The sequence below is a fragment of the Marinospirillum celere genome (assembly GCF_900112235.1).
GTDB classification, from domain to species: Bacteria; Pseudomonadota; Gammaproteobacteria; order Pseudomonadales; family Halomonadaceae; genus Marinospirillum; species Marinospirillum celere.
This window is the reverse complement of record NZ_FOLH01000005.1, coordinates 25,865-38,427: the sequence shown is the minus strand read 5'-3', so window position 1 is coordinate 38,427 and position 12,563 is coordinate 25,865. Positions and strand designations below refer to the sequence as shown.

The 12,563-nt window shown below is 49.9% G+C and carries 10 protein-coding genes; 1 reads left to right on the top strand and 9 read right to left on the bottom strand.

Annotation, left to right across the window (positions count from 1 at the left end):
- Window positions 1–288 precede the first annotated feature (288 nt).
- The 8 genes from BM185_RS11880 to pilM form a co-directional block, all read right to left on the bottom strand.
- Window positions 289–1,902, bottom strand: a complete 1,614-nt coding sequence (locus BM185_RS11880; protein WP_091964041.1) for an AAA family ATPase — start codon at window positions 1,900–1,902, stop codon at window positions 289–291.
- 114 nt (window positions 1,903–2,016) lie between these two features.
- Window positions 2,017–3,114: a 3-dehydroquinate synthase gene (gene aroB, locus BM185_RS11875; protein WP_091964038.1), complete on the bottom strand. Its 1,098-nt coding sequence runs from the start codon at window positions 3,112–3,114 to the stop codon at window positions 2,017–2,019.
- The gene (gene aroK / locus BM185_RS11870) at window positions 3,095–3,661 is read right to left on the bottom strand and encodes a shikimate kinase AroK (protein ID WP_091964035.1); all 567 of its coding nucleotides are present in this window, start codon (window positions 3,659–3,661) and stop codon (window positions 3,095–3,097) included. Before aroK ends, aroB begins: the two co-directional genes overlap by 20 nt.
- Window positions 3,662–3,706: 45 nt before the next feature.
- Window positions 3,707–5,497 (bottom strand): type IV pilus secretin PilQ, encoded by a 1,791-nt coding sequence (locus tag BM185_RS11865; protein ID WP_177203548.1) that lies wholly within the window; start codon window positions 5,495–5,497, stop codon window positions 3,707–3,709.
- A gap of 13 nt (window positions 5,498–5,510) precedes the next feature.
- Window positions 5,511–6,047, bottom strand: coding sequence for a pilus assembly protein PilP (locus BM185_RS11860; protein ID WP_091964029.1), 537 nt, complete (start codon window positions 6,045–6,047; stop codon window positions 5,511–5,513).
- Complete coding sequence (locus tag BM185_RS11855; protein ID WP_177203547.1) at window positions 6,044–6,724, bottom strand: type IV pilus inner membrane component PilO; 681 nt, start codon at window positions 6,722–6,724, stop codon at window positions 6,044–6,046. The genes BM185_RS11860 and BM185_RS11855 overlap by 4 nt, the downstream gene beginning before the upstream one ends.
- Window positions 6,724–7,266, bottom strand: coding sequence for a PilN domain-containing protein (locus BM185_RS11850; RefSeq protein WP_091964022.1), 543 nt, complete (start codon window positions 7,264–7,266; stop codon window positions 6,724–6,726). Before BM185_RS11850 ends, BM185_RS11855 begins: the two co-directional genes overlap by 1 nt.
- Window positions 7,263–8,348, bottom strand: coding sequence for a type IV pilus assembly protein PilM (pilM, locus tag BM185_RS11845; RefSeq protein ID WP_245751757.1), 1,086 nt, complete (start codon window positions 8,346–8,348; stop codon window positions 7,263–7,265). Before pilM ends, BM185_RS11850 begins: the two co-directional genes overlap by 4 nt.
- A gap of 167 nt (window positions 8,349–8,515) precedes the next feature.
- On the opposite strand from pilM, the gene BM185_RS11840 reads away from it, so the two are divergent.
- Window positions 8,516–11,083: a penicillin-binding protein 1A gene (locus tag BM185_RS11840; RefSeq protein WP_091964019.1), complete on the top strand. Its 2,568-nt coding sequence runs from the start codon at window positions 8,516–8,518 to the stop codon at window positions 11,081–11,083.
- Between the two features lie 69 nt (window positions 11,084–11,152).
- On the opposite strand, the gene BM185_RS11835 is transcribed toward BM185_RS11840, so the two are convergent.
- Window positions 11,153–12,424 carry a malic enzyme-like NAD(P)-binding protein gene (locus BM185_RS11835; RefSeq protein ID WP_091964016.1) on the bottom strand — a complete coding sequence of 424 codons (1,272 nt, stop codon included), beginning with the start codon at window positions 12,422–12,424 and terminating at the stop codon, window positions 11,153–11,155.
- Window positions 12,425–12,563 lie beyond the last annotated feature (139 nt).

The following is a 12,563-nucleotide window of genomic DNA, read 5'->3' as shown; positions in this document are numbered from 1 at the left end:
GCGTTATGCAAAATCGGCAAGGGGTATGCCGGTTATTTTGGTATGCAGTGGATATTACACGCAGGCAGGGATAGGGAACAAACGAAAAATGGTCGAAAAGGCTGGTTTTTTTGTTGATTGATTCTTTTTTGGAATTTATTTTAAAATATTTATTCTTTATGGTTTTTAGTCTGGGTCTTGAGAATAGGCTTGGTGCGCCGGACAGCTTTTGCTTTCGATTGGTGCACTTGCTAGCCCACAAAAAAGCCGCCATTGATTAGGCGGCTTTTTTGTTAAGACAGGAGCCTGTTAGCGATTATTTAAGTCGCCTTGGATACTGTTGAAGCGCCTCAACCAAGGTTGAAGATTTTGCAGGCTTGCAGGTAAGTCTTCTCGGGCTGCTTCGGCTTGGGCTCGGTTGGAAAAGTCACCATAAACCACAACCCAGGGGCTGCCAGCATGATCGCGCTGGTAATAAGCAAAGTTTTCCGGGTTATCCTGATTCTCGATAAAGTTGCGTACAGTGGCCTCCTCTGAGCTGGCTAGTAGTTGGAGGCTGAAATTATTGGGCGGGCGGTCGATCAGCCAGGCTTCTCTGCGGTGGCCACTGTCAGTGAAACCCTCGGTTTCCTGCTCAGCTGTTTCTTCTTCTATGGCAGGTTCAGGCTGCTGAAGCGGTTGAGGATCAAACACGGGTTCGTCCAGCTCAGCCATTTCTGGTGGTGCGTCATCAGGACTATCGATCGGTTGATCGCCTGTTTCAACTGGAGGTGTGGCATCAGGGGTGTCTGCTTCAGCGGCTTCTTCGGGCAGAGGTTCTGCGGTGCTGAGGTCTTCAGCAACTTCTTCCTCCAGTGGGGGCAGGTCTTCAACGCGCCTTTCCAGTTCTTCAATAACTTGGCTGCTTTCACCCAAGGGGCCTTCCCAAGAATCTTGGCGAATTTGCTGGGACCTGGAAATCAACCCTGTAGCGGTGGGTGAAACACTGGTGTCATCGCTTAGGTCACCATAATAAAGAAAGCCCACCACTAGACCCGCAATTAGAACTGCAGCGCCAAAAATTGGCCAGAGGGGTGTTTTGCGTGTCTTTTGCTTTTTGGGTGCGGCGGTTTTTTTAGCTGGCTTCGCCACTTCTGCTAGAGTGTCTTCAGCGGGGCCAGATTCATTAAGTTCCTTGAGCAGGGCTTTATTCAAGAGCCCTGGCCAGCCATGAGCTGCCTTGTAAACTCTTCGGAACTGGTTGTCGTTTAGCGGTAAATGCTCAAGCCCCACACTTCTGCAACGATGCTCAAGGTAACCGCGGGCTTCTACTTCGCCAAAGGCTTCCAGAGGTAGATGGTGGCCCACGGATTCAAAGCGCGCCTGGTTATCACGATCATGAAGCCTTTTTAGCAGCTCATCGCGGCCAAATAGGGCCAGGTGGGGACGGCGGCTATCATTGCTGGTGGTTGCCAGCTCCAAAAGTAGATCCAGTGCGCCCTGGTCCAGCTCTTCAGCATTATCAATCAGCAGCAGACAGCTACCACCATCTTCAGTGAGTAGTTGCGTGTGGTTACGGATTTCTTCCAGGTATTGGCGGTTGTCAGCGCGTGGTGGTATTTCCAGGCGCAGGGCTGACTCAAGGGCTGAGAGCAGCTTGGGTGCTTTGCCAACCTTGCTTGCATCCAGATTGACAGCAGTAACCCCTGAATCCAGCTGCTCTCTCAATTTGTTTTTAAGATGTGTTTTACCACTTCCTGTAGGACCTGTAATGGTTAGCAATAGGTTGCTGTAGCGGCTCAAATGGAGCAGCAGGTCAAGATGCTTGCCATGTTGGCGGCCTGGATAAAAAACCGCTTGATCGTTGATGTTTTCCAGCAATTGCACTACTTCAGCGGAGCTAGAAGTATCCGAATTGCTGAGTGACGGTTCCCTGGATGGCATGCCAGCGACTCCCTAGACTAGTTGGGATGCAAAAATAAAAATTAAATCATATCAGAGCTGTTACTGTAACGCTTGCTGGTCATCAGCAGGTAGCCTTTTGTAAGCAACTGCTAGTTAAGCTTTACCAAGCGCAGAGTTAAGACAAGCTTTCAGTTCTTCCAGTTCGGTCAAGCTGTGCAGCTTGGCCTTGCCCAGGTGTTCAAGAAGTACCAGGCGTAGTTGTCCATCAATATTTTTTTTGTCGACGGCCATATGCTTAAGAAACTGGTCAACCGTCATTTCTTTGGGTGGCCGAACCGGTAGTTGGGCCGCTTTCAAGAGCTTTTCTACCCTTTCGCAATCACTGGCTTCCAGCCATCCCAGACGTCGCGATAAATCGGCAGCCAGCCACATGCCTGCAGCAACAGCTTCGCCGTGCAGCCATTGACCATAACCCATTTCGGTTTCTATGGCATGGCCAAAGGTATGGCCGAGATTGAGAAGAGCACGTTGCCCTGCTTCGCGCTCATCTTCAGCGACAATCGTTGCTTTACACTGGCAGGAGCGAGCAATGGCTTCGGTCAGCAGCTGCTCATCCCCCTGCATCAGACCTTGAATATGGGTTTCCAGCCACAGCAGTAATTCGCTGTCACCAAGTAGACCATATTTGATGACTTCAGCCATACCGGCAGCAAGTTCGCGTTTGGGTAGTGTTTGCAGGCTGCTGGTATCTGCCAGAACCAGGCGGGGTTGCCAGAAGGCTCCCAGCATATTTTTACCCAAAGGGTGATTGACACCGGTTTTTCCACCGACTGAAGAATCAACTTGAGAGAGTAGGGTGGTCGGCAGCTGAATAAAGTTAACGCCACGTTGGTAGCAAGCAGCTGCAAAGCCGCTCATATCGCCAATGACACCACCACCCAGCGCCAGCAGAGTTGCTTTGCGATTAAAGCCAGCTTCGAGGAGTCGGTTCCAGATTTTTTCCAGATGGGCAATGTCTTTATAGGCCTCACCATCAGGCAGGATGCAGATTTCGATTTCTAGATCTGCACGGCTTTCGAGTAGGCCTGCCTTGAGGGTTTCCAGGTAAATAGGGCCAACCGTGGTGTTGGTCACGATTAATATCTGTTTGCCTTCAAGCAAGGGGGTGATGAGGTCGCCCCGGCTGATCAGTTTTGAGCCGATGTGGATGGCGTAACTACGGTCACCCAGATCAAGTTGCAGACTTTGCATGGGTATCTCTGTTATCCAAGTGATCAAGAAGTTGTTTTTTGATATCCATGACCACCTGGCGCGGAGGGCGCTGATCAGTATTGATCGTCAGGTGGGCTGTTTCTTCGTAGAGGGGATCGCGTTGCAAACGCATTTCTTCCAGACGCTGGCGAGGGTTGGCGGTTTGTAATAGGGGGCGATTGGTGCTCTTACGTGTGCGGGCAAGCTGTTGTTCTACTGTTGTACGTAAGAAGATCACCAGGCCGCCTTCCATGAGACGTGCTCGATTTTCCGAGCGCAGTACTGCTCCACCACCAGTGGCTAGGACGATTCCTTGAAGTTGTGTCAGCTCTGCCAGAATTTGGCTTTCACGGTTTCGGAAGCCTTCTTCACCTTCAAGATCAAAGATCCAGGGGATGGCAGCGCCGCAACGATCTTCGATGACTTGGTCAGAGTCATAAAAGGGCCTTTTCAGCGCACGAGCCAGCAGGCGTCCAAGCGTACTCTTGCCAGCTCCCATGGGGCCGACAAGAATGATGTTGGTTGTGCAGGTGTCTTCACTCTGCATCCTGAAAATAACTCCTAACCAAGGTTTAGCTGGCTGAGCTGACGTTTACTGCCCTGTTGCTGTCAGGCTGTTGCTCAGCATTCTAGGTGTAATGAATACGAGCAATTCTACCTTCTCCTGACTTTGAAAGGAACGCCGGAATAGCCAGCCCAACAAAGGAAGATCTCCCAATATAGGTGTTTTGGCAACGGACTCCAGTGTTTGTGAGGTAAAAATCCCACCGATAACGATGGTTTCACCGTTGTTAGCAAGTACCTGGGTGTTGATGGAATTACTATTGATTGTGAAGCCGTCAGCGGTTTCTTCGCCCTTGGAGTCATTGTTGACTTGCAGCTTCATCAGAATGCGGCCATCACTGGTAATTTGTGGCAGAACTTCCAAGACCAGTTCGGCATTTTGGAATTCAACCGAAACTGTACCATCTTCTACTTTGCGATAAGGAATTTGTTCGCCGGAACGGATAGTGGCCTGAACTCGGTCAGAAGTGATAACTTTCGGTTGAGAAATAATCTCACTGCGGTTTTCAGTTTCCAGTGCAGCCAACTCCAAATCCAACAAAAAGTTATTATTGACGAAGCCTATGCCCAGCCCGGTTTGTGGATTGAAATCCAGTGAACCTCCACGACGCCCGGAACCTGTGCTTTCAAATTCAGTTCGGTTGCCAGGCCCTATGCGCCCCCGCTCAGTTGCAAAACCACTAGCACTTCCTCCTGAAGTGCGGCTGGCACCCCAGGTGACTCCTAGTTCATCACTGACGCCAGTTCGAGCAACAACAATTCGCGCTTCAATCATGACCTGATCGACAGGAACATCCAGGGTTTCAATGATGGTGCGGATGCGTTCGACATACTCGGCGGTATCCCGGACATAAACCTGATTGGTACGCCTGTCGACCATTAGGTGTCCGCGATCGGATAGAAAGCGTCGGTCGTTAGTTGTAGTGGGTTCTTGCATCAGCTCTCCACCAAAGAGCCCTGAAGCTATGGAAGCGGGTTGCTGAACGTTAGAGGCTTGTTGGTCGCCCAGGATAAAGGTACGCAGGTCTTCAGCATTGGCAAAATGAACCCGAATGAACTCATCCACCAGGGGTTCAACGGCCAGGTCGGATTTACGGGCTTCGGCCTGCTGTTGTTGCAGGGCGACCAGCTCTTCTGAAGGAGCAACTAAAAGTACATTGCCGACCTGGCGGCTGGCCAGGTTTTTGGTAGTTAAAATCAGGTCTAGGGCTTGATCGGACGGAACTTCATTCAGTTCCAAAGTGATGTTGCCCCGCACGTTTTCCCCGGCAATCAAATTAAGATCCAGAAAACTGGCCATTTCTTTTAAAAGTTCACGAACCGGAATGTTCTGGTAGCTCAGGGTCATGGGTTCGCCAGTGTATTGGATGCGCCTGGGGCTGGTGCGGCCTGTATCCGAGGCGGTTTGGCTGCGTGGCGAGATATCTACGATTAACCAGTTATCTTGCTGATGCAGAGTGTAGCTAAAACTGGTATCCACTTCGATACTAACCAAAGCGTCCCGACCTTCCTGGTCCAGGCTTAAACTGCTAACCAGGGTGTTGAAGTCATTGGTGTCATAAAGGTTGCGTATTTCTTCTGCAATTTGGGTGTTAGCAAAATTGAGTGATAAACCGATATGACTCTCGCTGCTTTCGGGTAACTGGGGTGGTACGGCAAATTCCAGAAGGAGCCGTGCTTGATCCTTGGGAGTTCGCTGGAAATCCAGATCAATTAGCTGCTGCTCTTGAGCTTTGGCCGTACTAATACTCATGCAGAGAAAGCCAATTAATGCCAGCCAAATACAAGTGCGATTAAGTTGAGTTGCAAATCGTGTCATGGTTATTGCCATTTTACCTGGATAGTGTCAGCTCTTGGTCGCGCTCTTGCCAACCGCCTTGATTGTCATGAATGAGTTCGACCAACTGGATGCTCTTGGCATTAATTGCCGTAATCCGGCCATGGTCCCGACCGATATAATCGCCTACCCTGACTGTTACCAACTGCCTGTCCGGGGTCAGGACAAGTCCGCGTATCTGGTCACCTTTTTGCATAATGCCCCTCAGTGCCAGTTCGCTCAGATTCCATTTTTCCAGTGGTGAGCGTTGGCGATCAGGATCAGGTGCCCGCGCAGAATCGGCAGGCGAAGGCAGTTGAGGCAAGAGTTGGCGGTCGGGTGTAAAGGGATCACGTTGATTGCTACGGGTATAGCGGGCAATCACAGGCTCAGGAAACTCAGGAAGAGGATCAATGCGTCCTCTGGGCCTTTCCTTGAATTCCTGAAGCTTTTCTGCGATTTCCTCTGTTCTGGGTTGATCGCTGCAACCACTTAGCAGCCAGAAGCTAAGACAAAGGATGGCCAGACGCAGAAGTTTGTTTGGTTGGATCATCGCCCTTGCCTCCTGCTAGAGGGAGGTTGAATACTCTCGTCATAGCGATAAGTTCGTGCTTGAAGGAGAAGGTTGACCTGCGTTGGTTGGCCCCTTTTTTCTGGGGTCATGGTGAAGTCATGAAGGGTTATAATACGGTCCAGGCTGCTAATTCCTGCCATAAAGCTGGCCAGGCGATGAAAGTCACCCCGGACACGAATTTCAAAAGGCAGCTCGGTATAAAAGTCCCGATTTTGTTCGCTACGCAGGTTGAGTGCCTGTACTTCAAGGCGCTGGCGATCGGCTTGATCTTGAATGTCTTCGATTAAACGGGGGATTTCTCTTTCAATCGGTAGCTTTGACAAGAGGTCGGCAAAGGTGGCCTCCATGACTCGCATCTGCTGTTGATAAGCTGTCAGGTTAGCTGCTTGAAACGCACGCGTCTGATAGCGTTCAAAAAGTTGCTGCTGTTCGTTTTGATAGCTTTGCAGGTCTTCCCTTACAGTGGCAAGCAGCAGCCAGTTGCTGACAAAGATAACGCCAATTAACAGGCACAGAAGAGCACACCCTTTGATTAAATAGGGCCACTGGCCTGCGCGTTGCAAATCCAGATCATCTTTTTCCAGGCGTTTGATGGCCCGCCATTGTCCTACAAGCCAGTGTTTGAAATCCTGGGTGGGAAGATGAATTCTTTTCACTATCTATCCTCCGCTAGAGGTAAGAGTAGATCAAAGCGGCTTGCACCGATGCTTTCATCTGAAGTGACACTTCTTAAAACAGGTTCCCTAAAGCGCTGCTGCTTGGAAAGCTTGCGCATCCAGTCAGAAAGGGCTTGCGAGGGGGTGGCATGGCCCTGAATGGTAATCTGGTTACTTTGTCTTCGCACATCCGTGAGATAGATGCCATCGGTCAGACTGCCGGTTAGCTGATCCAAAAGGTCAATAGTTACCGGTCTTTCCTGCTGTAGGCTTTGTATGACTTCAATTCTTTGTAAAAGCTGTTCGCGCTTGGTACGCAGCTCAGTTACTTCCCTGATTTCTGCATCCAGAAGAGATAACTGCTCCCTGATTTGCTGATTTTCTTCTTGAACGGCATGAATCGACTGGTTGCCACTCCACCACCAGAAAGCACTTAACAACAAACCAAGTAGCAAAGTAGCGACAGCTAAGTAAACAAACTGAGTTTGTTTAAACTGGCGACGTTCTTCCCGCCAGGGCCTTAAGTTAATGCCATCGCTCATGATTCCATCCTCATTGCCAGCCCACAGGCAATCATCATTGCAGGTGCATCTTGAGCTAAAGCTTGGGCATTTACCTTGTCACTGAGCAACATTTTGGCAAAAGGGTTGGCTACCAATGTAGTTGCCCCTAGCTGATGTCTGGCCATATCTGGTAGTCCCTCTATTACAGAAGAGCCGCCAGCGAGAATAAGGTAGTCGATATCATGGTAGTTGGATGAGGAATAAAACAGCTGGAGTTGGCGTTCAATCTGATGAATCGTAGCTGTTTTAAAAGGCTCCAAAATTTCAGTAAAGTAGTCTGAAGGAAGGTTGCCTTTTTTCTTGGCGAAGCCAGCCTCTTCACGTGAGAGGCCATAATGACGTTGTATTTCATCAGTGAGCTGTTTGCCACCAAACATCTGATCACGGCTGTAAATAATTTCGCCATCATTGAGCACGTTTAGGGTAGTTGTAGTGGCCCCGATATCTGCAACAGCAACGATCTGGCCTTCTTCTGCTTGGTGTTCATTAAGTTGATCAAGAATTAGGCGGATGGCTCTTTCAATGGCCAAGTTTTCCACATCAATGACAACCGGCTTTAAACCCGCTTCTTCTAGTACCTGGTCCAGTTGTTCAGTTGTTTCTTTGCGGCAGGCAACCAAAAGCACTGGTTGGGTGTCATCATCAGGATTAAGTGGTGGAAGGCGCTGAAAATCAATGGCAACTTCATTTAACGCATAGGGAATGTGCTGGTCGGCTTCCAGCAACACTTGTGCTTCCATTTCTTCGTCGTCAAGATCACGAGGCAAACTTAAGGTGCGGCTAATCACTGCAGCAGCAGGCACCGCCACGGCTGTTCTTAGTGTGGTTGGCTGAGTGCGATCAATTACCCGTTTAATGCTGCGGGCAACCGACTTATAATCTTTGATTCTGCGATCACTAACGGCACCACTTTCCAAGGGCGCTACGCCATAGCTGGCAACTTGTAGACGACTCCCTTGCGGGTGGATTTCGAGTAGTTTGACTGCTGAAGCTGTAATATCTACGCCAATCAAGGGTTGCTTTTTGGGGCGTAAAAATGGAAGTTCAGGCATCCTGAGCATGATAAACTGGATCCTTGGCATTTTGCAGGTGGCTGGCTGGGGTGTCCTTCCAGTTTGTCTGGTTAAAAGAAATATTTCAGCCTAGCTTTAAGAGCTTTTGTATCAGATTGTAATGGGTTGTGCAAATATTTAAAATGCATGGCAGTTGAGGGGCTTGAGGGTACACGATGCAACTTTTGAAAAAAATCATCAGGAACCTGTTCTTGCTGGGAGTGGCAGGTGCTTGTCTGGGTGGCGTTTGGGCATTCGCAGTGGTGCTCTATTACTGGCCTGGACTCCATGATGAAGTGGCGCAGTTGCAGGATGTAGAAGTCCTGCTCAGCGAAAGGCTGGAAATGCCGATGCGGATTTACTCATCTGAAGGCCTTTTGATAGGTGAGTTTGGTGAACATCGTCGGACCCGCATCAATTATGAAGATATCCCTCGCCGCTACCTTGATGCCTTGCTGGCTGCTGAAGATGCCGACTATTATGATCATCCGGGTGTGGATGTTCGCGGTTTGGCTCGGGCTGCTGTGCAATTATTGGATACAGGGCAAATTCAATCCGGGGGCTCTACGATTACTATGCAGGTTGCACGTAACTATTTGTTGACGCGCGACCGTACCTTCGCCCGAAAAATCCGTGAAATTCTCCTGTCACTGCGTATGGAGCAAATGCTGACTAAGCAGGAGATCATGGAATTGTATGTTAATAAGATTTATCTTGGACATAGAGCCTACGGAATAGTTGCTGCATCTGAAGTTTACTATGGCAAGCCGCTGCATGAACTCAGCTTGCCACAAATTGCCATGATTGCCGGGTTACCCAAAGCGCCCTCTGCTTATAACCCGCTGGCGAACCCGCGTCGTGCTCTGATTCGTCGTAATTGGATTCTGTCCAGAATGTACGCGCTGGATAAGATTGATGATGTTAGCTTCGAGCAGGCATTACGTGCCCCGGTTACAGCACGTCACCATCCCCCTCACCGTGAAGTGAATGCACCCTATGTCGCTGAGTCAGCGCGTATTTTTACCCTGGATAAGTTTGGTGATCAGGCCTATACCCGTGGTTTAAATGTTTACACCTCGATCAATGCCAAGCAACAGGAAGCAGCCAACCGTTCGATCAATCAGGGTATTTTGGATTACGATCAGCGTCGGGGCTGGCGAGGTGTTGAGCGTAGCGGTATTCCACTTTCTTTGGAAGAAGAGTACCTGGAAACTGATGCGCTTGCCGAACTGGAGGCAACTCAGGCCGGGGGTATGGAGCAGGTTCAACAAGCTTTAACGGACCCCCGTGCTGAGCGACTTAAAGAAGAATGGGGTGTGGATTATAGTAATTGGTTGCGTGAACTGGACCTAACTCCTGTTTATGGTGGCTTGCAGCCAGCTATCGTTATGGCGGCAGAAGCAGATCGTTTACGTGTTCTGCGCCGCGGTGGTCAGGTGGTTGAGTTACCAGCAGAGGCCTTTTCTTGGGCCGGACGCTATCACTCCCCTTTCTGGAAGGACCGTAACCCCTTGCCTGGAGATCGCCTGGCTTCTGAAGGTGATTTGATCCGTTTGCGACCCAACAACTCAGCTGAAATGCCTTGGCTTCTGGCTCAACTGCCTCAGCTGGAAGCAGCCCTGGTCGCTATGGAGACAGATTCCGGTAAGGTGACGGCCATGGTCGGTGGTTTTGACTTCCAGCAAAGCCGTTTTAATCGGGCTCAGCAGGCTGCACGTCAGGCTGGATCGGTATTTAAACCCTTTGTGTACCTGGCTGCCTTGGAGCGAGGCTATACCCCCGCGACCATAATTAATGATGCACCTGTTGTTTTTGAAGATGAGGCTTTGGAAGATGTTTGGCGTCCTCAGAATTCCAGTGGAACCTTCTATGGCCCAACGCGTTTGCGTGAAGGTCTATATCGTTCGCGTAACCTGATTTCAATACGGGTACTCAACTATGTGGGTATCAGCCGGGCGGTTAACTATGTTTCCCAGTTTGGTTTTGATGCCAGCCTCATGCCACGGGATCTATCCTTGTCATTAGGTAGTGCGAATGTGACACCTTTTGATATGAACCAGGCTTATGCCATTCTCGCCAATGGTGGTTATGGTATTGAAGGTCATTTGGTCACTCATGTTACTGATAATGACGGCGAACTCCTTTATCAGGCAGTTCATCCGCGTATCTGTCGTAACTGCGATGCAGACCAGGAAAGCATAAGACTTTCAGGTGTTGAATATCCCCTGGCTCAGCGTAATGTCGATGAAAGGGCTATCTACTCGATGCATTCGATTCTGCGTGATGTTATTGACGAGGGCACAGGGCGCAGAGCCTTGGCGCTGGATAGGAGTGATATTCGCGGTAAAACCGGAACAACCAATGAGTTACATGATGCCTGGTTCTCCGGTTTTAATCGCGACATGGTCGCTACTGTCTGGGCTGGTTTTGATCAACCCGGAACGACGGGTGAGTATGGTGCCAATCTGGCGTTACCTATGTGGATCAATTTTATGCGTGTTGCTCTTGAGGGTCAGCCTGAAAGGACTCTGGATAGACCGGGTGGCTTGGTAACAGTGCGTATAGATCCTGAAACCGGCCTTAGAGCTCGACCTGATCAGGCCACTGCTATTTTTGAGCTCTTTTACCGTGAGCGAGTGCCTGATGCACTGCCTAGTAGCTCTTCATCAGGCGGCGGTTCTTCGAATGGCCGCTCCGGAAGTGGTGATGCTGCAGCGCCTGTTGCACCCGAGGCCCTCTTCTAGCTTTTTGTGATGACTATAAAAAAAGCCAGGCATTTGCCTGGCTTTTTTTATGTTGGCTGCTAGTCGTTACTAGTTGCCGTATACATCTTTGATGCTCTTCAGCGGGTAGTGAGCCGGGAAAGGCTGACGAGCTACACCTGAATCAACTGCTGCTTGAGCAACTGCACCCGAAACGACTGCCAATAGGCGGGAGTCCATGGGCTTGGGAATAATATACTCAGGACCAAACTCCAGGCTATCTAGTTCATAGGCATTCAGCACTTCCTGAGTGACTGGTTCCTTCGCCAGGTCTTTGAGTGCATTGACTGCAGCAACCTTCATTTCTTCATTGATTGCGGTAGCGCGAACATCTAAGGCGCCACGGAAAATGAAGGGGAAACCCAGTACATTATTGACCTGGTTGGGGTAGTCAGAGCGACCTGTCGCCATGATGACATCATCGCGCGTTGCCTTGGCAATTTCTGGCTTGATTTCTGGATCAGGGTTGGAGCAAGCGAACACGATGGGGTTGGCTGCCATTTTGGCCAATTGCTCGCTACTGAGCAGATCAGGGCCAGAAAGACCTACGAACACATCAGCACCATCAATGGCATCATCCAGAGTGCGCTTATCGGTCTCGTTGGCAAACATGGCTTTATACTGGTTCAGGTCTTCACGACCGGTATGGATTACACCTTTACGATCCAGCATGAAAATGTTTTCGCGCTTCATGCCGCAAGCAACCAGCAGCTTCATGCAGGCAATAGCTGCAGCACCGGCACCTAGGCAGACAATCTTGGCATTTTCAATTTTTTTATCGGCAAGCTCCAGTGCATTGATCATGCCAGCAGCAGTCACGATCGCTGTACCATGTTGATCGTCGTGGAATACAGGAATGCTGCACTGCTCGATCAAAGTGCGCTCAATTTCAAAGCACTCAGGGGCCTTAATATCTTCCAGGTTGATGCCGCCATAGGTGTCCGCAATGCGGGCAACAGTATCGATAAAGGCTTGGGGGCTTTCGGCATTGACTTCAACATCGACCGAGTTAATGCCGGCAAAGCACTTGAAGAGTACACCCTTGCCTTCCATAACGGGTTTGGAGGCCAGAGGGCCAAGGTTACCCAGGCCAAGAATAGCGCTACCATCAGAGATAACGGCAACCAGATTGCCCTTGGCAGTGTATTTGTAGGCCAGCTCTGGGTCTTTGGCGATTTCACGCACTGGCTCAGCAACACCGGGGCTATAGGCCAGTGCCAAATCTTTTGCAGTTGCCGTAGGCTTGGTCAGTTCAACACTCAGTTTGCCTGGGATTGGAAAAGCATGGTAATCCAGGGCTGCTTGTTTTTGATCTTCAGACATTTTTAGTTTTCGCTATGTGGGCAGAATTGGTTTTTGTTTACAAATGAAGGTAAGGCCCGAAGGTCAGCTTGCTTGTGGCTTGCGCTGAGCTTGGGCTTCGAACTAAGGTCTAATCAGCATATATAAAATCAGCAAAAGC

Coding starts and splice junctions, on each gene's coding strand:
- BM185_RS11880 (WP_091964041.1), bottom strand. CDS start 1,902: ATGCCATCCAGGGAACCGTCACTCAGCAATTCGGATACTTCTAGCTCC.
- aroB (WP_091964038.1), bottom strand. CDS start 3,114: ATGCAAAGTCTGCAACTTGATCTGGGTGACCGTAGTTACGCCATCCAC.
- aroK (WP_091964035.1), bottom strand. CDS start 3,661: ATGCAGAGTGAAGACACCTGCACAACCAACATCATTCTTGTCGGCCCC.
- BM185_RS11865 (WP_177203548.1), bottom strand. CDS start 5,497: ATGACACGATTTGCAACTCAACTTAATCGCACTTGTATTTGGCTGGCA.
- BM185_RS11860 (WP_091964029.1), bottom strand. CDS start 6,047: ATGATCCAACCAAACAAACTTCTGCGTCTGGCCATCCTTTGTCTTAGC.
- BM185_RS11850 (WP_091964022.1), bottom strand. CDS start 7,266: ATGAGCGATGGCATTAACTTAAGGCCCTGGCGGGAAGAACGTCGCCAG.
- pilM (WP_245751757.1), bottom strand. CDS start 8,348: ATGCTCAGGATGCCTGAACTTCCATTTTTACGCCCCAAAAAGCAACCC.
- BM185_RS11840 (WP_091964019.1), top strand. CDS start 8,516: ATGCAACTTTTGAAAAAAATCATCAGGAACCTGTTCTTGCTGGGAGTG.
- BM185_RS11835 (WP_091964016.1), bottom strand. CDS start 12,424: ATGTCTGAAGATCAAAAACAAGCAGCCCTGGATTACCATGCTTTTCCA.